This is a genomic window from Mesorhizobium sp. B283B1A, from assembly GCF_020165735.1.
GTDB lineage: Bacteria > Pseudomonadota > Alphaproteobacteria > Rhizobiales > Rhizobiaceae > Mesorhizobium > Mesorhizobium opportunistum.
This window is the reverse complement of record NZ_JAIUIQ010000057.1, coordinates 1-26,786: the sequence shown is the minus strand read 5'-3', so window position 1 is coordinate 26,786 and position 26,786 is coordinate 1. Positions and strand designations below refer to the sequence as shown.

Genomic DNA, 26,786 nt, shown 5'->3' with positions numbered 1-26,786 from the left:
TTTACCTCGTCATTTCGTATTTACTTGGCGATGTTCGGCGCCGAAGGAGCCGTGCGCTCCAAAAATGTTTCAATGGATAAAGGGGGCTGGTGTTACGCCAGAGCACTGAGCGAAACGTTGCCCACCACCGACTGCCCAAGTCCCCCTGTGGCCGGAGCGCGCACGTGACAGGCGACGACGCGCCCGTCGGCCATCGGCACCAAGGGCGGCACTTCAATGCGACAACGTTCGACCGCGAGCGGGCAGCGCGGATGGAACGCACATCCGCTCGGAGGTTAATGGGACTTGGCACCTCGCCCTCAATAGGTGGTTGCAGCCTAATCCGCGTCGGATCCGGCACCGGAGCGGCCGCAATCAGCGCCTCGGTGTACGGGTGGACCGGCTTGGCGAAGAGCGCCTCGCTCGGGGCGAGCTCCACGATCCGCCCCAGATACATGACCGCCACGCGATGTCCGACATGCTCCACGACGCCGAGGTCATGCGAGATGAAGACGAACGCGATGCCCATCTGCTGCTGCAGATCCAGAAGCAGATTCAAGATCTGCGCCTGCACGGAGACGTCGAGGGCTGATACCGCTTCGTCGGCGATGATGAGAGAGGGATTGAGCGACAGGGCGCGTGCAATGCCGAGCCGCTGGCGCTGACCGCCCGACAGTTCGGAGGGCAGCCTGTGCATCATCTCGGGCGACATTCCGACTTTTCGGAGAAGGTCCGCAGCGAGTGCCTGGCGTTGCTTGCGGCTGAGACGCTCAAAGTTCTCGACCGGTTCAGTGATGATCTGTCCCGCGGTAAGGCGCGGGTTCAGCGACGAGTAAGGGTCCTGGAAAACCATTTGCATCCGACGGCGCCAAGCATGAAGAGCATCCTTCTTAAGACCTGCAACGTCGGTTCCGTCGATCAGTACGCGACCAGCCGTCGGCTCCACAAGGCGCATCAGGAGCCGCGCGACGGTCGACTTGCCGCAACCGGATTCACCAACGATACAGAGGGTCTCGCCCGCCTCAACGGAAAAAGACACATCCTGCACCGCCCGAATCACTGGAATAGTCTTCTTCCGGAATCCTGAGCCAAGCGGATAGTGCTTGGTCAGGTTTTCGACCTTCAGCAGAGGACCGGTCATGCGCCCATTACCTCTTTGGCGCGCCAGCAAGCGGCGGCGTGACCCGGTTTGACATCATCAAGGACGGGCGTCTTCTCACGACAAATGTCTATTGCGAACGGACACCGAGGCGCAAAGCTACATCCCTCAATAGGTTGGCGGAGGCTTGGTACAATGCCAGGAATCTCCGGAAGCCGCCGCTGGCGACCTTTGCGCCTATCAGGAACGGAGCGCATAAGGCCTTGGGTGTAAGGATGCGTGGGGCACGCGAACAAATCATTTACCTGAGCTTGCTCGACGATCCGGCCGGCGTACATGACAATAACGCGTTGACATGTTTCGGCTACAACGCCTAGATCGTGCGTAATAAACATCACGGCCGTTCCGGTGCGCTCTTTAAGATTAACGATAAGCCTAAGTATTTGTGCTTGAATAGTAACGTCCAACGCAGTAGTTGGCTCGTCGGCAATCAACAATTCCGGTGAGCAGGCAAGCGCCATGGCAATCATGGCGCGTTGGCGCATCCCACCAGACATCTCGTGCGGATAGTTACGAACCCGACGATCAGGATCAGCAATGCGAACCATGCGAAGCATTTCTTCGGCTTTTGCCATGGCCACCGAGCGCGACGCTTTGGTGTGTATCTGCACCGCTTCAGCGATCTGGTGTCCGACCGTATAGACCGGGTTCAAGCTCGTCATCGGCTCTTGAAAGATCATGGCGATCTGGTCGCCACGGATTTTGCGCATCTCTCGGTCAGACAGCTCAAGAAGATTGCGTCCGTGAAAGCGGATTTCGCCTCCCACTGTCTTGGCGGTTAGCTTCGGCAGCAGGCGGAGGATTGAGAGGCCGGTGACGCTTTTTCCGCATCCCGATTCGCCCACAATGCCCAGCGTCTCGCCCTTTTTGACCTGGAAGCTGATACCGCTGAGCGCGCGGGTGACGCTGTCTTCGCCAAAGAAGTGCGTTTCGAGGTCTCGCATCTCGAGCAGTAAGTCGTTTCCTATCCTTTGATGCATCTGCATTTTAGCGCCTCTGTCTGGCGCGGGGATCAAACAGGTCGCGCAGGCCGTCCCCGAGCAGGTTGACTGCAAGTACCGTGACGGCAAGGCAGGTTCCGGGGGCGAAGATCGTCATCGGCGCTATGCCGAGAAACAACCTAGAGTTTGAAATCATGTTGCCCCAAGTCGGGATTTCGGGAGGCACCCCCACGCCAAGGAAGCTCAGACCGGCCTCTGTAAGGATAGCATCGGCACAGACCGTGGCGCTCTGGACCATAAGCGCTGGGAGAGTGCTGGGAAGGATATGCCGCCACAACACCTTCCGCAGGCTCGCGCCGCCGCAAAGCGCGGCCTCCACATAGGGACGCTCCCGCACGCCCAAAACCACCGACCGAACCAGCCGTGTAATGCTCGGCAACTGAGGTATGGTGATGGCGACAATGAGGGTGCCAAGCCCGGGGCCGGTCAGAGCAATGAGAGCGATGGCCAGTAGCATTGTTGGCATCGACATCAGAGCATCCATCAGCCGCATGATGACGCTATCAAAGCTGCGGACGTAGCCAGCCAAAACACCAATCAGAAGCCCCGCCGAACTCGCACAGAAAGCTGAAATCAGTCCAACCAGAAGGGAGATTCGCGCCCCAAAGATAGTCCGCGCAAATACGTCGCGGCCCAGGTTGTCGGTTCCAAACCACATCTCGGCAGAAGGCGGCTGGAGGCGTTTGTAGGGATCCATACTCGTCGGATCTCCGGCGTAAGGCGGGGCGGCCAGCGCCAGAACGATAAGAAGAAACAGGAGCCCGCCGCCTATCAAGACCTGGGGATGCCGCCGCGCGAGAGGAGCCAGGGCAGGTATTCTGAGACCCGTTGGTGCAGTTTCTATTTGTGCGGAGAGAAGCGCCATATCAATACCGGACACGCGGATCGATCAGCGTATATGCAATATCGACCATCAGGTTGATTAGTACGTATAGCCCTGAAACAAGGATGAGTACGCTTTGAATGATAGCGTAATCGCGGTTGTTGAGCGCATTGACGACCAGACGTCCGATACCGGGTATGTTGAACACTGTTTCTGTGATGACTACCCCAGAAATCAGATAAGCGAAGCTGATGCCGACGACTGTCAGGATCGGAACGCCTGCATTCTTTAGAGCGTGGTGGAAAAGCATGGCATAGGTCGATGCGCCTTTGGCGGCGGCCGTTCGCACATAGTCTTCCGACAAAACCTCAAGCGTGCTCGCCCGTGTAACTCGGGCGATGAATGCAATGTATCCCAGACTTAAAGCCACTGTGGGAAGGATCAGGTGCACAAACCAAGACCCTTGACCACCATCGATCGGCTCATAGCCCTGGACGGGCAGCCAGTGTGTAGTGACCGCAAGCAGGTATATCAGAAAGAAGCCGACTACAAACACCGGGACAGAAAAGCCAAGTGTAGCAAATGCCGTCAGGATGCGATCAGCAAAACCACCAGTTCGCCACGCCGCAAGGATTCCGAATGAGATCCCGACTGTAACTGAAAGGACCATCGTCAGGATCGCGAGCGAAGTAGTCGGTTCAAGCCGCTGCGAGATGAGTTCGATGACGGGTCGCCCGGAGAAAAGTGAGTTCCCGAAGTCCCCGCTGAGGATACTGACCGCCCAATGCACGAACTGAACTGGCATAGGCTTATTGAGCCCCAACTGCTCGCGAATTGCCGCAATCATCTCAGGCGTAGCCTTATCGCCGGCGATCGCACCCGCCGGGTCACCGGGCGCCAGTCTTACGAAGAGGAAGACAAAGATCCCGACCATCGCCATGACAGCGATGGCCGAAACGAACCTGCGAAGGACATAGGCAGCCATTAGGCTGGGACCTTCCGCATGTTCCACATCGGAATGAGCGACGGCATTTCGATAAGATCGACGAGTGTCTTGCTGCGCGCGATTGGTGAGACAGCTGAGCCCAGCAAAACGGTCCCGGCGATGTCCCATTGTATACGTTGCATCTCGCGGGCCAGCGCCTGACGCTCTTCGAGTGTTTCGACTTCTGCCCATTTTGCCCGAAGAGCCTCACATTCGTCGCTCTTCGGCCAGCCCCACCAGCCCTGCTCCCCATTCGCACTTAGAGTGGAATTGCTGATCGGAGTGCTGCGGTCATAATCAGTCTCGCTCCCCATGAAGATGTCCCAGTCACGGCTCTTGCGGCGTGCGACAAAGGCGGCTTGGTCGCTCGGCACAAGCTCAGCGTTGACCCCAATTTTCTTCAACGTGTCGGCCAGGAACTGTTCCATGGTGTTGGCTTCGCGCCAATTCGCGTGTTGGAGAATGACCAGCGTTTCGCCAGAATATCCGGCTTCGCTGAGGAGTTGCTTGGCCCTTTCTGGGTTTCCACCCTTCTTGTACCATCCGGTATTTTCATTATTTGCATAGGGCGTGTGGTTCCCAAAAAACGAAATAATCGGACTAATGACTTCTGGGGGGGGGGGAAGCTGGTACGCATGACCGCTTCCTGATCAATTAAGTGAAGCATCGCTTGCCGAACCTTTACGTTGTCAAACGGGTTCTTCAAACAATTCATTCGCCTGAAATAAATATCACCGCCTTTGTTCAATACCTGCAGTTCAAGGGCAGGATCACTTTTGAACGATAAAGATCGGCGGCTGGCAATTCTATGAAATCAATTTCGCCGGCTTGTAAGGCCGCGAAAGTAGTTTGCTGGTCTTCAATAAAATTCCAGATGACGCGCTCAACGTTCACGACCTTGCCACCGGCGAACCCATCTGGCGGCTCCTGGCGGGGCACATAGTGTTCATTGCGGTCGTAAGTAAAGCTTGCTCCCGGTTTGGCGAGAGCTTGATTGAATTTGAACGGCCCCGATCCGATATTTGCGGTTACCTGCTCCGTGGCAGCAAAACTCGCGTCCTTTTCACGCATGGACGCACAGGACCGGGGTAGCCGCGCTAGCTATGATCTCCGTAAGAAGCCCTAGCGGCTCTCGTAGGGAGATAACGAAAGTTTTGTCATTCAGCGCCGAGATATCCTTTGCGCGCTCTGTGATTAGCTTTCCGCCGGGAGCTACTTGGCTCCAGCGACGAATCGAGGCGACACAGTCAGCCGCGGTAACGGGCGTACCGTCATGCCAGCCCAACCCATCCCTAAGCTCAAAGGTGTAAATTCTTTTGTCGTCGGATACACCCCATTTCTCGACCATTTGAGGCTGTGGCATTAGCTTGGAATCAAGCGCAAACAGCGTGTCATAAATCGCTAGGCCGTGATTACCGGTGGACTGTGCCGTCGAAACCATCGAATCGAAGGAATCGACTCCATACCTTGCCATTCGGACCGTTTGCGCGGCGGTGGGCGCCGGCTGCGCCCGCAGGACCGACGGGAATACCGTCGATAGAGTTGTTCCGGCAGCAATGCCCATCTTAACAAGGTCGCGTCGAGAAATTCTCATTTCCTCCCCCTTTTTTGTTAGCGCGGTTGTGTGCTTCGGCTTTGTTTCACCAAACTTCGATCCCTGCGGCGCTTACGTCAAATTCAGTCTGTATATCGCGGTCATCTGAGTTTGAGATGGTCGCAGAAAGAGCGATTTCAAAGCATCTCGCCGCCGCCTCCGTTCATGAGCCGCGCTACGAGCTGCTCGCGGCCCAACGAAGATGGTTCTCAATGATTCTGGATGGCCGCCGACGCGCCAATCCGCGCTGACATCCGAGCACAGAACAGGCCAGTTGTGCGTCACCTTAGTGTCGACATCAGGCGCTGCGCCTTCGTCGCTCGGCGTCCGCAAGAGGTCTTCGCCTTGAGAAGAGTAGAAAGCTCGCCGCGGCGTCAGCTTGCCGTCGCGACTGAGAATCAAGTCGATCACGCGCTCGAGCTGGGCGGAGGGAGGATGGGGAATCCGGTGCCCTACCACTGCGACTGGGGAACCTTGTAATCCCCGTCCTCGGCGACGCCCAAACATGTCGGGGCCGCCTTCCGCCGACAGCGGCCGGAGCAAGGCCATGCCGAATTGACATCGATACGACGGGCGGCGAAGAGGCGACCTGGTCCATTAGCAATGATGACGATGCCGAGTCCACCGCCCAAAAAGTGCATTGATTGCGACTTTGCCAGCGGCGACCGAACCTCCGCTCCCCCTGATGAAGCACGCATCAACGGAGATGGGCGCGGCTGTTTTCGGCAATACAGTAGTTAGCCAGGCGGCGGAGGTCTCTGGCACATCCGAGAGCCGATACGGTCGCGCCGCCCGATTCCCAATATATCGCAGTACATCTCGGGGGCCCCGTGATTATTGCCTCAAAGGTATGGCGAAGCGCCTCCGGTAATGCTGTAGTGACCAATGAGCCAGTTTACGGCTTCGCTCTGATCTCGTTGGATCGCGTGAGCTGCTTTGAGCATGTGGAGCTCCGAATTCTTGATCATCTTGGCCAGATTCCAGCCTCGGTCTGGCGCCACGGTAGCGTCATCTGTGGACCAAAGAAGCATTGTCTTGCCGTGAAGCCGATCAACGAAGGGGAAGATGAACTTCTGCTGCAACAGGATATATTGTCTCATATCTGTTTCTTCCAAAGGCAGGCGCTTCCGGAGCTCCCATTTTCCGCGCGTCGAGGACCGCCGATAGGCTATTCGCCGATACTCCTCTAGCTCTGCATCATACGGATCTTGCGCGTAGGTGATGGCGCCTCTCCGCACATATTCCTCTTCACTCGGCATCGGCTCGGTGTAGTCATATGACGTGGTGGCAGCATGAAGCCATGCATCATCACGCTCGTCTCCAAATGGCTCGGGCCCTATTGGCGGCGATACGGCACTGGCGGTGAGCAGAACGACTTTCGAAACAAGATCGGGACGGACGATAGCGACCCGCGCAGCGACGAATGATCCTTCTGAATGGCCGACCAGCGTGATCTGCTTCAAATCCATTGCCTCTATGAAAGCAATGACATGGTCCACGCGACCGAGCCGGCTGATATATTTGCCAGGAGTAGGATCGTCCGTCCCACCGAATTGGAGTTGATCAAGCGCGATCACTCTGAATCGATCGGATAAGCCGTGCAGCTGCCAGATCCAGCTGAGCCTCGCATCTAAGATTGCCCCCGGGGATGCCCCATGGAGAAGCACTATAGGACGACCGGCTCCAGTCTCGTAGTATGTCGTCCCCACGTTGCCAACCGACATGCGACGTTCAGGGATGAGCATTTTGTCGGTCAATCGCGACGCCTGCGCGGCGGTGATAACAGATGAATTCGCGGTGACGCCGCGGCTGGTATCGCCGAGTTCCTCCGACATCGGAATGCTCCTTACACCTTTGTTATGCGGCAATGCAGCTTTTTATGGCGATACAACCACGCCGTTGGGTCACTTTGCGGGCGTTGTTCTTCATTGGACGCAAAAATGCGGCGATTCCCCAATCAATTAAGCGAAAACCGACGATTTGAGGCCGTGAAGGTTTCTGGGGCGGATCTGGAAGGGCTCACCGCGGATTCGTGCTTTGGTGCTGCCGATCCTATGCCATAGTTCAAGATTGTCGTTCCGCCGGAGCGACAGCATGATAACTTGCGGATAGCGTTCAGTCTCTGGGCGCGCTGACACGTCCCTGCCCGCCTTGGGCAGAGCCGTTCGGCTAGTTTGGGTCGCACCGCCGGCTCAGCTGAGTGCGTCGAATATATTGAAGGCCCCGCGATGCGATTGGGGAGTCCGGTTGCCGCGCTTACAGTTATGTGGTTGAGCCATGTGGAACAGGACGGGCCACGCGACACCTCTCTCGGACGTCCGTTTCGCCAGGCTGATTCTATCTCAAAACCAGATGGCTTCAATATACACACTGAATTTGACGTAAGCCCTCTCTCTCTTGCTACGGTCCCGATGCACATGCACGCTCCCACAGATGAGTGCAATGAGGGAGTGGCCCGCTCGACATTGGCGCCGAAGCGACCGTACATTGAGGGACTGCGAGTGAACCAGAACGAAGCCAAGAACAAACGGCCCATTCTGATCGGATATACCAACCGGCTTTCGGCACGTGGCGGCGAAAGCATCGAAGCGAAGGTGTCCAGCGACTTTTCAAGCGACTACGCTGCGGATCTCGTCCGCATCTTCTCGGGAGACCCCAATCCGAACGGATCAGGGATGGACGTTCGGCCGGTTTCGGCGGCCTTTGAAGGCACCTACAAATCTGTCGCGAAGCCATCGCGTTTGGGGTCTTATGGAATCATCCCCTTCAGTGATCCGACGATTGCCCTGGACGCTACGTTTTCGATCAGGTTCCAACCGCGTCTTCTGCGTGACTCGCCCCAGGTTCTGTTTTCCTTCATTGGCTCATCGGAAGGCGCAGTCTCGATTAGCATTCAGAAGGACGGCCTGAAAGTGGAGACGTTTGCCGAGACGAGCGGCGCTCCCTTCGCCTTCGATATTGGCAGGTGGTACGAGTTGCGCCTCTTGATTGCAGCTCGCGGTCTGCATCTATTCGGATACTCTGTCGAGACTGGATCACGGTTGTTTGAGGTTAAGACGGGGCGATTTAGAGGGAAGGCGGCATTTACGAAGCTGGTGCTGGCGGCTACGCCGCAGCCGGAAGATCCGTTGCACTTCACTTCGTTTTTCAACGGGCGGCTCGAAGCCCCCCGGTTATTGCGTGGGGCGCAGCTTGTCGAACGCCTCGTCGAAAATCAAGTGGCGGACGAGGAAATCCTGGCTTTCTGGGATTTCGCTATCGACATTCCAACCTCGAACATCCGCGACAAAGGTCCGCTGCGGCTCGACGGCACCTTCCACAATTTGCCCGCACGAGGCGTACGAGGGTCGCGATGGTCCGGTGCCGAAATGTGCTGGAGGCACGCGGTCGACGAATATGCAGCAGTCCATTTCCACGAGGACGACCTTTACGATTGTGGATGGCAGACAGATTTCAGCTTCGATATCCCCCAGGACTTTCCAAGCGGAGTCTACGGTATTCGCTTGAGATGCGAGAACGCTGAGGACATTATACCTTTCTTTGTGCGTCCAGCCCGAAATGCCGCCAAGGCCAGAGTCGCAGTGCTATTCTCGACCTTCACCTATGCTGCCTACGGAAATACTCCCCGCTCCAACTTTGACACAGCGTATGTCGAAAGACGCGATGCCTGGCATGCCTATCCAAATCATCCGAAGGAGCACCCTGAGTTCGGTCGATCGCTCTACAATCTCCATGCCGACGGCAGTCCTGTCATGTTCAGCTCGACGTCGCGGCCGCTGCTTCTCATGCGACCCGGATACCTCGCCTATGTCGACGAGCGTGGATCAGGATTGCGCCATTTCCCCGCCGACCTTCATTTGATCGCGTGGTGCGCGGCGAAAGACATTGCAGTCGACGTTGTCACGGATCACGACCTCGAAGCCGACGGAGGCAGTGCACTCAATGAGTATGCGTTAGTACTTACAGTGACACACCCGGAATACCATACGGCTCGCACACTTGATGCAATCCAAAATTTCGTAGCTGGCGGCGGCAGCCTCGGCTACCTTGGGGGCAACGGGTTCTACTGGCGGATAGCCACTAGCAAGGCTTTTCCCAGCGCGATCGAGGTTCGACGTGGCGAAACGGGCGCCAGGACGTGGGAGGCAGAACCGGGGGAGTACTTCCATGCTTTCGACGGCTGCTATGGCGGCCTCTGGGTCAAAAACGACAGGCCTCCGCAGCGGCTCGTCGGGATCGGCATGTCGGCCCATGGAGATTTCACGGGCTCCTTTTATCGTCGCACGGGTGCTTCTTACGATCCGCGTTTTGAATGGCTCTTTGACGGGATAGATGGTGAGATCCTCGGTGATTTTGGGTTTTCCGGCGGGGGTGCAGCCGGGTTCGAAGTCGACATCGTGGACTCCTCCTTGGGCACTCCGCCCGATGCGGTCGTTCTTGCGCAATCCGAGGAGTACTTGGGCGAGTACCACTGCGTTCCGGAAAAGGTAGTCTGGCCGCAACCACTTGCTTGGCAGTCGTCCCAGATCAGGGCGGATCTTTGCTTCATTCCGAAGGCGCACGGTAATTTTGTCTTCTCTACTGGTTCAATCCTGTTTTGTGGAAGTCTTCCGGTGAACGACTTCAATAACAACATCTCGAAACTCTTGGAGAACGTTGTGCGGCGTTGCTGGTCGTCGAAAACGCATCCCGCTGAGGAAAGCAGGCCCGAAACTGCGGATGCCATGGCTGGTCCACGCAAGCAAACGGCCTGATGAAGATACCCCGCGATTTCGTTTATGATAAATCGGGCCGGAGCAAGGGAGAAAATAGGCAATGGCTAAAGGAAGTGCCCCGACGCTCGGTGTCGCTTTGATGGAATACAACAATCTCACTGCCGACTACGGGCAATTTTCGCCGACCGACCGGGTCGGCCTTGGCTCAGATTGCGTTGGGAGTATTGAATGCCCGGCGTCGTGGCCGTTCGATACTGTCTACGCAGTCGCAAGAGGCGGTGGACCGAGAGAGACCCTGGCTGGGGCGGACAGTGCGGTTGAGGGAATCACCCGAGCCGTACACCGCCTGGAAAGCGACGCCGATCTTGTAATCGCGAATTGCGGATTTTTCTGGTGCGGCTGGAAGTCGCTAAGAGGCAGCACTCAAACACCAGTGCTGCTTAGTGGTCTCGATTTTCTTGATCTGGCGCTCTCGGCCACAGCGGGCTCGGTTGGCGTGCTCACCTATTCAAAGCCCTGCGTAGAGGCGCTACTGCGTGACCACAGTGGAATTAGGCGCATGCGGATTGTGGGCTTCAGCGATCTGCCGTCCTGGAAAGCTATCGAGGAGCCTGATTGCTTCGGGGTCGGTGGTTGGACAGAAGAGAGCCTCCGCGAGGAATTTCTCATTCGTTTAAAAACGGAGTTGAACGACGGCTCGCTTAAGGACGTTCGAGCACTCGTGATCGAGTGCGTTGGGATGCCGAAGTGGCGGTCGGACATTCGCAAGCTGACCAATGTGCCCATCTTTGATCTGATGAGCATTACAAAATCTCTTCTCGCTTGAATGGATACAAATTGAATTTCGTCATTAGCCTTGCAAAAGAGACGGGTCGCTGCGATCCGGTATCCACGACCAGAGCACACACGCCATTTGCCAACATTCTGCGCCGGCCGTATTTGCGATCGCAGTGATGACGCGCTCAAAGGCGTAGTCGGAGACGAAGCCGCCCCGAACTTCGACGGCCCAGACCAAAGGCACCAATTCGTCGATCGTCAGTACAGTCCAGATGAAGCCGTCGAACGCAATCGCAGGGGAATACGCCGGAGACCGGCAGCGCATCGTCATTGCCGGTCATCCATCGGCTCGTCAAAGTCCTAACTGCCGGTGGCTATGCAGCGCCGGAACACTTAACGGTAGCGGATAAATGCGCGCCCCGAGCAAGGTGGGCATTCTGCGCGAGCGGTGGAGGCGCGTCGAATCCTTAGGTAGGTTGTTGGAAGAACTCGACACAACGCGCGCAGACATGGCGGACTTTTGCCGATTTTTGGGATTACTCAGGCTCTCGTGAAGCGCAATTTATTGATGCGATCCGAGTTTATCTCGAAACCGTCTGCGGTGACGCTCATAGTCGCATTCCAAGTCAGGCAGGGCCCCATGTCGTTGTCGGGCTGAGACATGAACCAGAGATCGCTGTCAGCAGCGACGATGGGCGCATTCATGGCGCCGAGTTCAGAGCGCAGACGGAATATCCCACGCTGCGCGTCGCCATCGATCTCGACCTCAAGACCTTGCGCCTTGTTGGCGTAGCGTCCAGCGAGAGGGACGACCGCCCGGGCGTCCGGATCCAAGGGTGCGTAGATTCTCGGCGTGCCGCAGAACGTGCCGTCGACTTTGCCGTCCGGCCGGGGACTGAGAACCAAGTCGGTGGTTCCGCGCTCTGGTTTAGCGCCGCCCTGATGGCCGAAATCGAACCTGGCCACACCACCGGAATCAACGAAAGTTGGTACGCCGTCCTTGACAAGGATTTCGAAGACGTTGGGCCCCCCTTCCTGCCGGTAGCGGCCCGGAGCGAGCCCGATCGGCTTCGGCGAGACGTTGCCGAAATAGATGTCGGCGATACGGCGGGCGATGGGGAAGGCGGCCACCTGATCGTTGTTGGCGATGATGATGATGCCGAGCCCATCGTCGATGAAGAGCATCGATTGCGACTTGCCACCGGCAACCCCACCGCCGTGGCCGATCGCGCGGCGGCCACTATAGACGTCCGTCACCAGCCCGAGTCCGTAAAAGCCGGTCGCACCATTGTCGAAGACGCAAGCCGTCCCCATGCGTTGGTACATTTGCTGCGAGCCAACTTTGGGGCCGATCAAGTTCTGCTGCCAGACCACCATGTCATCGAGCGTCGATACAATGCCGCCTCCGCCGCCGTACTCCAACCCCCAACTCAAATGGGCCCAGCCCTCGGCGCACTTGGTATAGTGCGCGGCTAGCCGCTTCATCACCGTACCGTCGCGCAACATGAGCGAGGTGTCGTTCATGCCGAGCGGGCCAGTGATGCGTTTGCGCAATACGTCGTTGAAGGCCGCGCCCTCAATCTGCTCGATGATTTCGAACAACATGAAAAACCCGGAATTCGAATAGATCATGGCACTGCCGGGCTTAAAGTTGAGCGCGTCCTGTCTGCCGATGATCTTACGGGCAGTCTCGCGGTCTGACGGAGCGAAGAGCGACAGCCCACCAAAAGTCATGGCCTCCAGATAGTCGCGGTAGCCGCTGGTGTTGGAGGCTAGTTGAGCGATGGTGACCGGATACTCAAGCCTGGGAACATAGGGCAGGTGCTTCTGCACCTCGTCCTCGAGGCTGAGCTTGCCTTCTGCCTCGAGCATCAGGATCAGCAACACGGTGAACTGCTTGCTTTGCGAACCAATCCGCATGATGGTTTTGCGGCCCATCGGCACGTCATCGTTGATGTTCGCCAGACCATACGTGTTGGCGAAAATCTCGCGGCCATTCTCTGTCACTGCCACGACAGCGCCAGGCATTTCCGGCCCTTTGAACTCGCTGAACAATGCGTCGACGCGCTTGGCAAGATCGGCGTGCGAACTAGTCATGATCGTCATTCCTCCGTGGCGTACTAGGAGATAACGGCGTCACTCGGCAACCTGCAGGTCCCGGAAAGTCTCTACGGCCGTGCATCTACATTCGAAATCACAGTGTTATAGCAATTTAGAGCCGCTCAATTTAGAGCCGCTATTGAATCGAACATCGATCGCCTGCCGGCTCCTGTCCAATACAGCTTATGTATTGTCGTCATCTAAAAACGAGATGCGAGCGGTCCAGAGAGGGGGGCGAAACAGCGCACCGTCTGTGATAAACTGTGCTCATATACGGTTTCCGGCTGATTTGGCTGATGCTGCACAATGAGCGTTGCGCTTCGAGGGCTTCGAAACGGGATGTCACGGAGCAGCATTTGCACTGGCAAGGATCCGACGGCGTGGTCGAAGGAGCTTGAGCGTGGACATGAACGTGCGTAAGTTGGCGCTCAAACCCAACTCTCCTAGCTTCAGCAAGCCACCAGACTTGTGCAGTCCTCAGAAGAGAGCCTCAAGTGATTGACGCTTTCAATCACCTCGCAGCCCAGTTTGGTGACCTGAAAGGCGAGTGAATCACTTGCCTGCGATAGGAAGCAATACGGAGGATGGGAACTCTTGGCAATGGTGCACAGTGTTTTGGGCGACGACCCATTCCGTTTCGTCCCAGTTGTTACCCCCTGTGTTCAGATTTCGGTCGAAGCGAGGAAACGAGGAACTCGTGATGTCAAGTCGGAGACGATGGCCAGGCGGGAACCAGTTGCTGGTGGCGTCCAAATCTATGTCGATTTGATAGATGTGCCCGGCCTCCATCAACAGCCGCTTATTGTAACCTTCGCGGTACCGAACGCGCAGTATACCGTCGACGACGTCAACCGCCTTCCCGTCCGGATGCACGTCAAGAATCTTGGCCACAAAATCCGTGTCTCGGGCCGAAGAAGAGACGAACAGCACTGCCTTTACAAACCCGGTGACCTCCATGCCCTGCTGGAGGAGCTCGGAGGTAAAACATAGAACGTCTTGGCGGAGTTCGACTTCCTGATGGTCCCGTGGGCCTAACGTCGTCCCCACTGCGTTCCCACCCTCAGCCCCCAAAGACGGCACTGGATTCCCGGGGTCATAAACAAAGGTGTCGGGGGACTCATCATCGATCGGCGGATCGACTTTTAATGTACCGTCGCCGAAGCAAGTGTTGGCGTTTCCGCCGCTGCGCAGAAACCAGCGTTGTAGTTCTACCCCGGCCGGCGGCCAATCAGATGCGGCCCTCCACTCGTTGCGACCCATCACGTAATACTGGATGCGTGGCATTCCCTCGATCAGATGGGCCTCGTCCTTCAGCCAGCAGTCGTACCAGTCCAGGTAGATCTGCCGGCAATCAAGGCGCGCGTCGCCCAACTCGCGCTCGCCGACGACAGTCGGGGCTTTGAGCGTAGAGGTGCCACAGTGCGTAGCTGGGGACAGAATGATGTGCTGGTGCTCACGAGATGCAGGTCTCCTACCCCGAGTGCTGAAGACGCGCTGCGTATGGAGCGCGTCGGCCGCGCCGACGTCATACCAGGAATTCACGAACAAGACTGGCAAGTCGACTTTGGAGTCCTCGCTAAGGAACCCAAACCGATCAAACCAAGGGTCCTCGGGGTCGCGTGAGACCCAGTCTTCCCAGTCAGTGGGTGGCGCCCCAATGCTCTTGAGAATATCGACCACCGGCAGTTTGGCGAACGCCCGATTATACTCCTCTTCGGTCTTGGGTTGCGGGCGGGAACGGTCCTTCCCGTGCGATTGATGAAAGTGGGGCACCCACATGCTTAGCTCCAAGGCCCCACCCAAACGCGACCCGCACAGGCGTAAGTCCCCCAGACGGTGTCGATCTCCAGACATTGAACCGCCCGCCCCCTCCACGATCGCACATCGATGTGCCGGATGGCACAGCTGAGCAAGAAGCACTTGGGTGATTCCAAGCGCGGAGCAACCATAGGTGCCGACTCGCCCAGTGGACCATGGCCGCGAAGCGATCCAAGACAGTGTGTCGTAACCGTCCTTGGCGTCGTGCTCCAGCAGGGTGAAATGCCCGCCAGAATCAAAGAGTCCACGAAGTTCCTGCACAACTACTGCATGGCCCTGCGCCGCGAACGTCATGGCCACCGGGTTACTAGGTTTGGGCAGACGATAGGGACTCTTGCCGTACTTCGTCCGGATCAGAATTGCCGGCAGCTTGCCGACGTACCCAAGAGGGCGATAGACATCCGTCGCGAGTTCCACGCCATCACGCATGGGTACACGCAGCCCTGTTTGCAAAACTACCTCATAATGCGGCGCCGAGGGCTTCGCTGTGCGATGTTCACCACGATCCACCAAGAGAATCTCCTCCTCTGCAACCTATCCGCATCAGATGCTACGGCAAGAATCCTTCTCGCATTCATGAAGTGGCAAATGCAGGTTTCCATAGATGATAATGCTGCTGTCAAAACAGGAACCCGGCGTTTGGGGCACAGAACGCCAGTTGAGGGCGCCGGCAACTGATGACAACCTATTCGGCATTTCGGTCGACCGAGACCTTCGGAGTCTCACTTACTCCCTTCCATGAGCCACACTCAGGCGGGGATCGACCTGTGCAGGAAACGCTGGCGTTCCAGACCTACTGAAAAGATTGCGAGCCTGCCCTCCTTTGCGTCGACTAACCAACATAGTTGCAAAGCCTTGTTGGGCTCAATTCCCCGCGCTCTCCATGCGGCGCTCATTAATTGCGTGTTCCAACCACCCTACTTCCATTTCAGGTACAGAAGACAGCAAGAGGTCGGTATATGCGTCGAACGGCGGTGTGAGCACCTGCGTCTTCGAGCCAGAGCGGACCACCTCGCCGCGATACATAACCGCGATGGAATCGGCGATAGCTTTCACGGTCGCGAGGTCGTGCGTGATGAACAGGTAGGCCACGTCCTCAATCTTCTGTAGACGAAGCAAGAGCTTAAGGATTCCGTCAGCCACGAGCGGGTCGAGAGCGCTTGTCATCTCGTCGCAGATCATGAGCTTCGGCTTTGCCGCAAGCGCGCGGGCTATGCACACCCGCTGCTTCTGCCCTCCCGAAAGCTCTGCCGGATAGCGGTCGATGAAGCCCTTGCCCATCTCGATTTCATCGAGCAGTTCGGCGATCCTGGCATCTCGCTCCTTTCCACGCATACCGAAATAGAATTCTAGCGGCCGGCCGATGATGGTGCGAACCGTCTGGCGCGGGTTCATCGCAACGTCGGCCATCTGATAGATCATCTGCAATTCACGCAGATCGTCCTTGGAGCGGTCAGCGAGCCTGGGCGCGAGCGTGCGTCCGGCGAAGGTGATGCTGCCTGCGATCGGCGGTAGCAGCCCCGTAATGACTCGGGCGAGCGTCGATTTGCCCGAGCCGGATTCCCCGACGACAGCCAACGTCTGGCCAGGGTGAACCTCGACCGAGACGTCCTGCAGAACTTTCACCGAGCCGCCGCCATAGGCGGCAGTGACGTTCATAACCGACAATAGAGGCTTGGGCGTCGGTTCCTTCTCCTCATGCTCGATTGAACGAACCGACACCAGCGCCTTGGTATAGTCCATGCGCGGCGCCTCGATGATCTGCCGTGTTGGGCCGTGCTCCACCATCTTGCCATCTCGCAATACCATGATCTCGTCCGAGACCTGGGCCACCACGGCAAGATCGTGGGTGATGTAGAGGGCCGCGACGCCGGTGTCGCGGATTGCTTCCTTGATGGCGGCCAGCACGTCAATCTGCGTGGTTACGTCGAGAGCCGTGGTGGGTTCATCGAACACGATCAGGTCGGGTTCGGAGCAAAGCGCCATCGCAGTCATCACGCGCTGCAATTGGCCGCCGGAGACTTGATGTGGATATCGGGAGCCAATGCTCTTGGGGCCAGGCAAGCGGAGTTTAGTGAACAATGCCTGCGCGCGCTTCTCTGCCTCGGCTCGGGTCCCAACGCCATGCAGAAGCGCTGCTTCGACGACCTGGTCCATGAGCCGATGGGCGGGGTTGAAAGCGGCAGCAGCCGACTGCGCGACGTAACAGACCTCGCTCCCGCGCACCCGGCGCAAATCCCGGACGCCGCCCTTGAGGATGTCGCGACCGTTCAGGAACACCTCACCGCCGGTGATACGCACTCCGCCGCGGCCATAACCCATTGAGGCAAGGCCGACGGTCGACTTTCCGGCGCCGGATTCACCGATCAGTCCCAGCACCCTGCCGCGCTTCAATTGCAGCGACACTCCGTCCACAATAGTGACGTCGCGCGGCTTCTCGCCAGGCGAATAGACGGTCGCCTGGACCTTGAGATTTCGGATGTCGAGCAGAACGCCGTTGTCTCGCCGGAGCTTTGAGATAGCCTTAACCGTCATTCTCGTCCTCCCTTGAGGCTGGCGGTGCGCGTAAGCACCCAGTCGGCTACCAGATTAACGGAGATTGACAGCATCGCGATCGCAGCGGCGGGGATGAGGGCGGCAGGGATCCCGAAGACAATGCCGTCCTTATTCTCCTTCACCATGCCACCCCAATCGGCCTCCGGCGGCTGCACACCCAGCCCGAGGAACGATAGCGCCGACAGGAACAGCACCGAAAAGATGAAACGCAGGCCAAGTTCCGCCACCAGCGGCGACAGTGCGTTGGGCAAGATCTCGCAGAAGATGATCCAGCCGAGACCCTCACCACGCAACTTAGCTGCTTCGACGAAATCCATTGCATTGATGTCGGTCGCAACGGCGCGCGAAAGGCGGTAGACACGTGTCGAACTCAGAACTCCCATGACAAGAATGAGCGTTACGTTATTGGAGGGCAGCACCGACAGTACCACTAGGCCGAATATCAGCGTCGGTATTGCCATTAGAAGATCGACGATGCGCGACATCAGCGACTCGACTAGACCGCCAACGACCGCCGCCATGAAACCCAGGATGGCGCCCAGCGAGAAGGACAAGGCGGTGGCCAGGGAGGCGATGAAGATCGTAGTACGTGCGCCATAGATCATGCGCGAGAGCAGGTCTCGCCCTAAATTGTCGGTCCCCAGCCAATGGGCGGACGACATCGGTTCCCATACGTCACCCACGATCTCGCCATTGCCCGCCGGAGCAATCCATGGGGCGAAAAGCGCGCAGATCATTAATAGGCCCGTTAGAACCAGGCCGAGCCAGGCTCCGTATGGGATGCGTTTGATGTAAAGCATTCTTCTTTCCTATTTGGGATGCCGCAGCCGCGGATTAGCGACGATTGCCGCTACGTCCGCGACGATGTTAAGCCCGATGTAGACCGCAGCGAAGATGAGACCCACTGCCTGAACCACTGGCACATCGCGCTTGACGACGTGGTCCACGAGATACTGGCCCATTCCAGGATAGACGAAGATCACCTCGATCACGACGACGCCAACCACAAGGTAGGCCATGTTGAGCATCACAACATTGATGATAGGCGCGATGGCGTTCGGGAAGGCGTGCTTGCGTATGATGTTGAAGGCAGAAAGGCCCTTGAGCTCAGCGGTCTCGATGTAGGCTGATTGCATCACGTTCAGGATGGCGGCGCGCGTCATGCGCATCATGTGGGCGAGTACGCCGAACACCAGAGCCGTTGCCGGCAGCACAATGGCCTTCAGCTTCTCCAGGAACGGCATGCCGTCATAGACAGTCGATATCGACGGGAACCACCGCAGTTTCACGGCAAGGAATAAGACAAGCAGATAGCCGGTGAAGAATTCAGGCAGCGATGTTGAAGCCAGCGCGAAACCGGAAATGGCCTTATCGACAGGGCCATTTCGGTAGCGCACCGCCAACAGCCCGAGGATGATGGCGAGTGGAACCGACACCGCCGCCGCCCAGAAGGCAAGAAACAGCGTGTTCCACAGCCGTGGCACCAGTGTCGTGGTGATTTCCTGCCGCGAGGTGAGCGCAGTACCGAGATCGCCAGTCAAAACCCCACCCAGCCAGTGGAAGTAGCGCACGATGGCGGGATCGTTGAGGCCGAGTTCTCGGCGCAGATTAGCGATCGCCTCTGGCGTGGCCGCCTGTCCGAGAATCGACTGCGCAACATCGCCCGGAAGGATCTGGGTGCCAGCGAAAATCAGCACGGAGACGGCGAAAAGGAGGAGAATGCCCAGCGCAATGCGCTGGGCAGTGAGCTTCATAACGGGTGAGTTGACGAGCACTTCGGTTCAAGCCTCGAGCCAGCATTGCGTCAAGGCGTAGCCGTTCATCAACGAGTCAACCCGTCCTACGTAGCCGCCAACCTGGTCGGATATCGCGTCGATATACTGCGCAAACATTGGCACAATGACCCCTCCTTCATCGCGAACAACGATGGCCATTTCACGATAGAGATTTTTGCGCTTGTCCTTGTCGAGTTCGCCAAGCACCTGGGTAAGGAGTTTGTCGAACCTCTCATTGGAGAAATGCGTGTCGTTCCAGGGCGATGTCGACCGACAGGTGGTTGAGTACATCCAACCTTGCGTCGCGCGTCCCCGCCAATTGGCGGCGCAGAAGGGCTGCTTGTTCCAAACTCCCGACCAGTAGCCATCTTCTGGCTCTCGTTGAACCTCAATGGCGATGCCGGCCTTGGCCGCGCTCTGCTGAAAGAGCTGCGCGGCGTCGACGGCACCAGCAAAGGCAGCATTAGAGGCCCGAAGGACGATCGGTCCGCTGTGGCCCGACTTCTGGTAGTGGAACTTGGCTTTGTCTGGATCGAAGGTGCGCTGCTCGATTCCCTCGGGGAAGAGTGGGTACGCACCATTGATCGGAAAATCGTTGCCGACCGTGCCATAGCCGCGCAGGATCTTGTCGACCATCTCCTCTCGGTCTACCGCGAACTTGAGCGCCATCCTGAGATCGGCATTATCAAATGGCGCCGTGTCGCAGAACATGTTGAAGACATAGTGACCGGGGCCCGACAGGGTCTCAACTCTCAGGTTAGGCACGCGCTTAATGAGATCGACGACCTTGCTCTCGACCTTGTTGATCATATGCACCTGGCCGCCCTGCAGCGCGGAAACGCGGGCTGTTGTGTCATTAATGGCGAGGATCTCGACCTGGTCGGCGAAACCCATCTTGTCGGACTGCCAGAAGTTTGCGAAGCGCTCGCCGCCGTGGCGCACGCCGGGTTCGTTGACAGCCACCTTATAGGGGCCTGCGCTGATGCCTCCAGCAGGATTGTCCTTGCCACCGTTGGGCTGGATGACGAGATGATAGTCTGCCATGAGAAAGGGCAGTTCGGCGTTCGGCTCCTTGAGGGTGACGATGACATTGCGGCCATCGGCCTTGAGGCTCTCGATACCGGCCAAGATGCCTTGTGCACCGGACTTCGATTCCTTGTCGGAATGGCGTTCCAGCGTCGCCACTACATCCTCCGCCGTCACGGTCTTGCCGTTGTGGAATTCGACGTTCTGACGGATTTTGAAGGTCCAGACTCTGGCATCTTTGGATGAGCCGATTTCCTCGGCAATGCGTGGCTCCAGGCTGCCATCCGACGTCAGCGCCACCAGAAACTCACCCCAGCATTTGCCGAAGTAGGACATCAACTCTATGAATTTCGCTGGGTCGAGGGTGTCCGTCGCCGCCCCGCCGACAATGCCGGCCTTCAGGATGCCGCCCCTTTTCGGTATCTGCGCCATTGCGGCGCCGCCAAGAAGAGAATTGGCGAATGCAGCACTGATGCCGAGCGCCGTGGCACGGCCGAGAAATTCACGTCGGCTCAGCCGGCCCGCAGCTAGACCGCGGCTTAGATGGTCGAGTTCCTGCGACATTGATCAGCTCCTCTATTTTAAATTTGTTCCCAGGGTACCGAAAGGGCGGCTATTTGTTTTGGTGATGGTACATTTGCTTTTGCGCCGCTTTGTGCAAAATCCTTCAGTGTTGCGGTACGGAAACTGCGTTTTCGGGGTCTTGATGCAGAATTGCGGCGACCAAGGCGATCTGCTCTGTGGTATCAAGCTAAGGCGCGCGGTGGATCGTTCGGACAGTGATTAGCGGGCCGAGCTATTGCTCCCATGTAGCAAGCGCCGGCTGATGCAATGATGGAGTTCACGTGCTGGCTTGCGGTTCAGGCTACGAGCGGGACTGGTCGGCGTGGCGAGGGGAACACTGACCGAGCAGGCCCGTCTGACAAAGCCGAAGCCTCACGCGTTATGACAAGTGGCGTGCCGGAATCCTTATAGTCACGACGCTCGGCCGGGCCGCCGCCCCGGCCTCATGCGTTGAGATCAGCAGGTGCGTTTACTTAGGGAAAGGGATCGCCAGTCTGCTGGTCGATGGGCGAAGTGCCCGCAATCCAGGCGACAGTCCCGCCGGGGATTACGACCTGACTGTAGAGATACCCGAAAATAATGCCGGAGGTGCTCGCCTTCAAAGAACACCGGTCGCCGGACGCAGGATCGAGAATTGTCCCAATCTCATCGCCGTCCTGGACATGGTCTCCCGGCGTCTTCGAAAAAATCACAATCCCAGGGGCATTGGCCCGCACGTAGTCAACGCAGTCGAGCGTCGTGTGGTACGTGACAACTTGCGACGGTGGCTGCGTCACTCCCTCCAGAAGGCCTACTGCCTCCATGAAGCCAATCAACCCTCGCGCGTCTTCGATCGCAATATCGTCCCGAAGACCCTTTGAGCCGCGATACTCGAGCGTGGCAGACAAGCACTCAGTTATTGACACGCCCGGAAGAAGTTCCTGTGCTGCGCGCCACGGCAGAAGGCATGCTGTAGGGAAATCTATAAGCTCGGAAATGCCGCCAATGGTGGCCGCGCTACCGATGTAGCGAGACAACAGGTCTGCAGCAGGATGCTCGGGATTGGAAACATATGCATAAAGGACCGCTTCGTCGGCGCAGTGAACGTCCAACACAAAGTCTGCGTCGATAGCGAGCCTAAGAAGCACCTGCTTCAGGCTATCGAGCTCGTTTTTTGGAACGAGCGCAGAGACTGCCTTCAGCATCGCATGTTTGACAGCCCCCCCATTCATAACGAGCCCCTCGCCGCGGAGTACTGCAAGCTGCGGCCCCAGCAGAGGTGACAAGTCCGGAAAATTGCGGTTGAAATTACCCCCCAACCCCAAGTCAGACCGGCCAGCATGATACCCTTGGATTCTCTGAGATAAACCGATGGGATTGACACATGGGACTACGATGATCTCTCCGTTCGGCTCGCCCTCTCTTTCTTGGAGTAGTCTCACAAGATGGCTGAGAATCACCATCCCGGGGAGTTCGTCAGCATGGAGGCCCGCCTGAAAGTAAATTTTTGGGCCGGGATGACCAACTCCGAAGCGGTGGACGGTAACCTGACGCCGAGTGCCGATGGATGAGGGGAAAAGCGGGATATCTTCTACAACAGAATGCATTACCTATCTCCTCGTGCTTGTCGGCCGAGGTGACCTAAGGAACCCTAGCGCGCCGGCTTGCAAGCCCTTCGTCATGCGCGCTCCCATGGCAAGAATAATTTACAGATGGACCACATCTAACTTCTATATTGCACCCTGAGTTCGCTCGCCGTGAGGTCGTCTCGTGCCGAAGAGATAAGTACGCCCATCGAAAGCTTGACCTCAGCACCGCGGTGCTCAGGTCCTAATGGCCACCAGATACGCACTTCTGCGGTCTTCACCGGATGCCTTCTACACCGTCGAACGTGTCGCCAGGGACCTCGGCGTCAGCGCAGCGCTCATCCAGGAACTGACCCTCGGTCTCGAGCCCGAGGACGGCGTCATCTAAGTGTACGGCGCCAACGATGACGACCGGATTTTGGCCTTCACCGATGAAGGCACCCTGATCGCGCATCGGCATCTGACTATCCGGAAGCTGCAGCGGTCGCTACATGGTCAGAGTTCTGAACCCTCAGCCCGCCTCCACGATCAGATGGAGCTCGACCCGCATGGCCTGCTCGCCGACGTCTTCGCTCGGATCGACAATTTGCTGCCCGTGGAATTGGAGATCCGCAAAACTGCGGACCCAACCAGCTGCGGCCTGATCATGCCGCGCAATAAGGTGCATCACGATCGAGGAGGTCAAACTCCCCTCGAAGAAAAAAACATCGCGTATCCCGCCGCATCATCCGATGCATTGGCCCTGGCGACCGCCAGTTCGGCCTCGACCAGCGCAGCGCGCGCGGCTCGTCTTCGGCTCTGGCCAGCGCACGTTCAGCGGTGCTCTCAGCGCGCCGATATCGTCCGGAACAGCGTCCTGGGCGGTGGCAACCATGCGCTGGGGTGAATCACAAAAACGCGTCGGCTGACTCGCGGAAAATGGCGCAAACTCAAAGAAAAACTCTGCCTTTGAATTCAGCTTGCTGGGGTTCCGTGGCGCTGCCTGATAGGTCGTCTCTACATAACGGGAATCCCTTCGATTCAGTCACAATGCTCTGCGCTGTAGATTGAAGGGCGCCTTGGTCAAGGGGCGCCCCTCGCATCAGCGCCAGGCTTCGGTCCCGGAGTCCACGGACCTGAGCACCTCGGAACGAAGAGCGGCCGACGGGGTCTTATCGGGCATTCTGCTCAGCCAGTCCTGGCTGGACGACAAGTCTAGCGCGAGTAGTTTGCCACGCTATGGGTCAATAGTTCGGTCCGCCAAGTTCGTCGGTCATCAGAACGAGCGCTGGAAGCGGAGGATACCGCCGACAGCGTTGCTCTTACCAGCGGGAATGCCGGTCCAATTGTAACCATTGCTGTCATGGTCGTTATGAGCCCAGTCAACTTCGGCCGTGATCGTGAGACCAGGAACGATGTCGTAAGCGACGTTGACCGCGAGACCAAATTCCTTCGCCTCGTCATAGGACGCCTGGAGGTTGAACGAGGTCTTCTCGTTGATGTTGTAGGTGCCACCGCCCCACACTGCCCAGTTGCCACCCCACTGCTTGTAGAAGCCGCGGCCGCCGGCCGGGACGGCCCAGGTCGCATCGGTCAGGTTGTCGTCGGTGCCATAGCCGCCCATGATGAACAGCGACAGGGCGTCGGTGGCGGTGATGTCCAAGCGGACCTTGCCGGCAACTTCTTCGTAGTTGCTGTCATAAGCAACGACGCCGGTGATCGCGCCCCAACCCTGCGTGTACTTCACGCCGCCGACGACATGCGGAACGTAGCTGTCGATCGTACCGACCGTGCCAGAGCCTTCCTCGAGCGAGACCACGGCCGAGAAGCCGTTGCCGGCGTCGAAATAGTACTGCACTACGTTAGTGTCGAAATCGCCATAGGGAACCAGCGTATCGTTGATGACGTTGCCAGCGTAACCGATGAATGTGTCGAAGGCCGATTGGTCCTTGCCGACGCGCAGCCCACCGATTTGAATCCAGGCATAGTTCAGCGTAGTGCTGTTAGTGCCGTTGGAATTGGTGAATCTGGTTTCAGTGTAGGTTTTCAGGGTCCCGAGTTCTGTTTCCTGACCAGTCCAGGTCTTCAGCGCAAGGCGCGCCTGCTTGAACCAAGTGTCGTTGATGCTGGCGTCCTCGTGGTCGACAGCACGACGGCCGTTGTAAGAACCTTCCTGGCCAGCCGAAGCATACCAGCGGACATAACCCCCGATGCGCAGGCAGGTTTCGGTGCCAGGAATGTAGAAATAGCCGGCGCCGTAGACGTCGCAGATTTTGACGTACTCAGCCGGTTCCGGCTCGGCGACGGTGACGGCGTCGGCCGCGCGTGCCCCGGTGACCGCGGCCAATGCGGCAGCGGAGCCGAGAAGAAGGCTCTTGATGTTCATTTTGATCTCCACTCAAAAAGATTAAAAAAAGGGCCAGGGCATCTTCTTTGCTGACAGACAGCATCCCTCCCCATTCCCACGATTGAAAAAGATGCGCATGGCGCTGCTTCCTCGCCAGAGGAGCCTATCCCCGATATTGATGAATGCAATATACTTCGGCAGTTGACCGCAATATATAAAATCACCGTTGCGCTTATGTCACGAACGTTTCACTTTATATTGTACAATTTGGGCTAACTATACAATCAATACAAACTGCACAATTGGAACGATACTCTAAAGACGTTACGCAGTACGCCCATATTGCGTGTGACCCTCACCAGGGTTTCACAGTTTCACAACGAGACCAGCCGATTGCTGGTGCACTGATTTGCAATTGGTTTCGTCAGTTGGGCTTCATGTCGAGGAAAAGTCTCGTGCGGCCAAGATGACTTCTGCAGTCAGATCCTGCCGGAGCATCTCTATGGGAATTCGGCCATCAAGCCGCGGTGAAGGGGAGGTCAGCCAAACCCACGCCGGTCTGGGATTGGCGATCAAGGAGAGCACTTGTCGTATTCCCGGCGCCGGCCTCCCGTCGATGAACTGAGCTAGGGGGAACACATGCTTGCGCGCGCCTTTCCGCAACGCAACCACATCATTGTGCCGTTGCCACCAATGCAATGTCGATCGCGGTATGCCGAAGTGTTCTTCCAGATAGGTGGGCCCTGCAACCGCGCCCGCCCAGTCTTCAATGCGCTGGCAATGACTTTGCCGGTCTCGCGCTTTTAGGAGTGCCCGCCCAAGTGCGCCCTCGGCCCGAACCGGAAGCGGAGCCGCCTCACCGGCGCTTTCATTGGAACCACGGACTGCTTCAGCTGCGAGCCTTCGAACAAATTCAAAGGCCAGGACAGTCAAATCGTCATAAGTGGTTTGTTGGGGCGTTGCAGACATGAAATCAGCGGCAGCGATATTGCCAGTCCCCATGTGTGATGAGATTGAACTCCCTCCCTTCATAACTTCCGCGAACTGAGCAAGAACGCGCTGGACCTCTTTTGCAATCAGGCATGAAAACTCGTCCTGGCGAGGTTCATTTCCAAAATCAAATGATTTGGTCATGTGTGGCTCCCCCTGCCTAAGAGTTTCCCTTGATCCCGAGCCTGTAGAATGTGATCGTGACCCATATTATGGACACAAAAGACGCGAGGCCGGACTGCCTGATGATCAAGCGTCGTCCGACCGATCTTAGTGATGAAGAAAGGGAGCGGATTGCACCGCTGCTGCGGAAGCCGGCCAGCGGGACGCTGGCCGAGCATTGACCTGCTCGATATCTCCAGGCAATCCGCTACACAACGCTCACGGGCGGTGGCTGCAGGATGCTCCCGGCGGACTTCCGCTGGCTCCGCTTTGCGCGCGACTCCGTACGACGCATCGAAACCATGATTCACCCCTCCATGGGCAGTCTCTTGATGCACAGAATGAGCCATTGAACTAGTTCCGAAACGGACTCTAAAGCTCCGTCGAGTTTGTGATAAAGCTAAACTACCTCTACTGGTGTCCAAAACCGGGAGCAGGCCAGTTGCCCCATTTTGACCAGACCGTGACAACAAACGCATCCGAGAATGAACGGGCACTAGATTGCTGCTATGGAAAACTCGTATTGTCCGCGCTCCAAGGCTTCTAAATCCTGCCCGTACACCATGCTGCCGGCAGCGGTTCGATCAGGCGGATAATTTGTCGACCAAATGAAGCTGATCCAGTGCGATCACTTCACTAATCTGGTAGCTCGTCAGCTGTCGAAAGAATGAACTCTGTGCCGTAGCGAGGGGCAGGCACCGTGTACCAGTATGAACGGCTTACCGGTTCCATTCTCGTGATACGACCTTCTGACAGCGCCAACAGATATCTGGCGTTCAACGGTCACTATTCTCCCCCACAACGGGTACCATGACAAAGTCGTTTGATTGGCAAGGAGACGACGAAGGGGAGGTTGCCCAGCGCGTCGCGC

22 protein-coding genes and 1 pseudogene are annotated in these 26,786 nt (G+C 57.5%); 5 read left to right on the top strand and 18 right to left on the bottom strand.

All coding sequences use genetic code 11. From position 1 onward, the window contains the following. Window positions 1-92 precede the first annotated feature (92 nt). From LB577_RS30095 to LB577_RS30070, 8 genes and pseudogenes are all read right to left on the bottom strand, one after another. Window positions 93-1,120, bottom strand: a pseudogene (locus LB577_RS30095) (ABC transporter ATP-binding protein). After that, window positions 1,117-2,124, bottom strand: coding sequence for an ABC transporter ATP-binding protein (locus LB577_RS30090; RefSeq protein WP_224690068.1), 1,008 nt, complete (start codon window positions 2,122-2,124; stop codon window positions 1,117-1,119). The pseudogene LB577_RS30095 and the gene LB577_RS30090 overlap by 4 nt, the downstream one beginning before the upstream one ends. A gap of 1 nt (window position 2,125) precedes the next feature. Next, window positions 2,126-3,004 (bottom strand): ABC transporter permease, encoded by an 879-nt coding sequence (locus tag LB577_RS30085; RefSeq protein WP_224690073.1) that lies wholly within the window; start codon window positions 3,002-3,004, stop codon window positions 2,126-2,128. A 1-nt stretch (window position 3,005) separates the two neighbouring features. After that, window positions 3,006-3,947, bottom strand: a complete 942-nt coding sequence (locus LB577_RS30080) for an ABC transporter permease (RefSeq protein WP_224690067.1) — start codon at window positions 3,945-3,947, stop codon at window positions 3,006-3,008. After that, a complete protein-coding gene (locus tag LB577_RS33350) occupies window positions 3,947-4,540 on the bottom strand; it encodes an ABC transporter substrate-binding protein (protein ID WP_318013567.1) in 594 nt (197 codons plus the stop codon). The genes LB577_RS30080 and LB577_RS33350 overlap by 1 nt, the downstream gene beginning before the upstream one ends. A gap of 151 nt (window positions 4,541-4,691) precedes the next feature. Then, on the bottom strand, window positions 4,692-5,018 hold the full coding sequence (locus LB577_RS33340) for an ABC transporter substrate-binding protein (protein ID WP_318013565.1): 327 nt from the start codon (window positions 5,016-5,018) through the stop codon (window positions 4,692-4,694). Continuing rightward, on the bottom strand, window positions 5,011-5,295 hold the full coding sequence (locus LB577_RS33335) for an ABC transporter substrate-binding protein (RefSeq protein ID WP_318013566.1): 285 nt from the start codon (window positions 5,293-5,295) through the stop codon (window positions 5,011-5,013). The genes LB577_RS33340 and LB577_RS33335 overlap by 8 nt, the downstream gene beginning before the upstream one ends. Window positions 5,296-6,383: 1,088 nt before the next feature. After that, window positions 6,384-7,376, bottom strand: coding sequence for an alpha/beta fold hydrolase (locus LB577_RS30070; protein ID WP_224690066.1), 993 nt, complete (start codon window positions 7,374-7,376; stop codon window positions 6,384-6,386). Window positions 7,377-8,042: 666 nt separating this feature from the next. Here LB577_RS30070 and LB577_RS30065 point away from each other — a divergent pair. Together LB577_RS30065 and LB577_RS30060 are read left to right on the top strand one after the other, a co-directional pair. Next, window positions 8,043-10,295: a N,N-dimethylformamidase beta subunit family domain-containing protein gene (locus tag LB577_RS30065; protein ID WP_224690065.1), complete on the top strand. Its 2,253-nt coding sequence runs from the start codon at window positions 8,043-8,045 to the stop codon at window positions 10,293-10,295. Between the two features lie 61 nt (window positions 10,296-10,356). Next, window positions 10,357-11,082 (top strand): hypothetical protein, encoded by a 726-nt coding sequence (locus LB577_RS30060; RefSeq protein WP_224690064.1) that lies wholly within the window; start codon window positions 10,357-10,359, stop codon window positions 11,080-11,082. Window positions 11,083-11,106: 24 nt separating this feature from the next. Here the strand turns inward: LB577_RS30060 and LB577_RS30055 are convergent, their stop codons facing one another. The 8 genes from LB577_RS30055 to LB577_RS30020 all read right to left on the bottom strand — a co-directional run bounded on the left by LB577_RS30055 (window position 11,107) and on the right by LB577_RS30020 (window position 22,458). Next, entirely contained in the window at window positions 11,107-11,364 is a 258-nt protein-coding gene (locus tag LB577_RS30055; RefSeq protein WP_224690063.1) for a hypothetical protein, read from the bottom strand. Between the two features lie 209 nt (window positions 11,365-11,573). Then, window positions 11,574-13,139 (bottom strand): serine hydrolase domain-containing protein, encoded by a 1,566-nt coding sequence (locus LB577_RS30050; protein WP_224690062.1) that lies wholly within the window; start codon window positions 13,137-13,139, stop codon window positions 11,574-11,576. 546 nt (window positions 13,140-13,685) lie between these two features. Beyond that, window positions 13,686-15,461 (bottom strand): CocE/NonD family hydrolase, encoded by a 1,776-nt coding sequence (locus tag LB577_RS30045; RefSeq protein WP_224690061.1) that lies wholly within the window; start codon window positions 15,459-15,461, stop codon window positions 13,686-13,688. Between the two features lie 354 nt (window positions 15,462-15,815). Continuing rightward, on the bottom strand, window positions 15,816-17,486 hold the full coding sequence (locus tag LB577_RS30040; protein ID WP_224690060.1) for an ABC transporter ATP-binding protein: 1,671 nt from the start codon (window positions 17,484-17,486) through the stop codon (window positions 15,816-15,818). Beyond that, window positions 17,483-18,307 (bottom strand): ABC transporter permease, encoded by an 825-nt coding sequence (locus tag LB577_RS30035; RefSeq protein WP_224690059.1) that lies wholly within the window; start codon window positions 18,305-18,307, stop codon window positions 17,483-17,485. The genes LB577_RS30040 and LB577_RS30035 overlap by 4 nt, the downstream gene beginning before the upstream one ends. A 9-nt stretch (window positions 18,308-18,316) precedes the next feature. After that, entirely contained in the window at window positions 18,317-19,261 is a 945-nt protein-coding gene (locus LB577_RS30030; protein ID WP_224690058.1) for an ABC transporter permease, read from the bottom strand. Window positions 19,262-19,288: 27 nt separating this feature from the next. After that, on the bottom strand, window positions 19,289-20,872 hold the full coding sequence (locus LB577_RS30025) for an ABC transporter substrate-binding protein (RefSeq protein ID WP_224690057.1): 1,584 nt from the start codon (window positions 20,870-20,872) through the stop codon (window positions 19,289-19,291). Window positions 20,873-21,345: 473 nt separating this feature from the next. Next, window positions 21,346-22,458 carry a succinylglutamate desuccinylase/aspartoacylase family protein gene (locus LB577_RS30020; RefSeq protein ID WP_224690056.1) on the bottom strand — a complete coding sequence of 371 codons (1,113 nt, stop codon included), beginning with the start codon at window positions 22,456-22,458 and terminating at the stop codon, window positions 21,346-21,348. A 226-nt stretch (window positions 22,459-22,684) separates the two neighbouring features. On the opposite strand from LB577_RS30020, the gene LB577_RS30015 reads away from it, so the two are divergent. Together LB577_RS30015 and LB577_RS30010 are read left to right on the top strand one after the other, a co-directional pair. Next, complete coding sequence (locus LB577_RS30015; RefSeq protein ID WP_224690055.1) at window positions 22,685-22,825, top strand: hypothetical protein; 141 nt, start codon at window positions 22,685-22,687, stop codon at window positions 22,823-22,825. Further along, a complete protein-coding gene (locus LB577_RS30010) occupies window positions 22,826-23,323 on the top strand; it encodes a hypothetical protein (protein WP_224690074.1) in 498 nt (165 codons plus the stop codon). Between the two features lie 369 nt (window positions 23,324-23,692). Here the strand turns inward: LB577_RS30010 and LB577_RS30005 are convergent, their stop codons facing one another. After that, entirely contained in the window at window positions 23,693-24,802 is a 1,110-nt protein-coding gene (locus LB577_RS30005; RefSeq protein ID WP_224690054.1) for a porin, read from the bottom strand. A 396-nt stretch (window positions 24,803-25,198) separates the two neighbouring features. Then, complete coding sequence (locus tag LB577_RS30000) at window positions 25,199-25,897, bottom strand: antitoxin Xre/MbcA/ParS toxin-binding domain-containing protein (protein WP_224690053.1); 699 nt, start codon at window positions 25,895-25,897, stop codon at window positions 25,199-25,201. Between the two features lie 101 nt (window positions 25,898-25,998). Between LB577_RS30000 and LB577_RS33570 the strand changes: the two genes are divergently transcribed. After that, on the top strand, window positions 25,999-26,097 hold the full coding sequence (locus tag LB577_RS33570; RefSeq protein ID WP_411969358.1) for a transposase: 99 nt from the start codon (window positions 25,999-26,001) through the stop codon (window positions 26,095-26,097). Window positions 26,098-26,786: the final 689 nt, after the last annotated feature.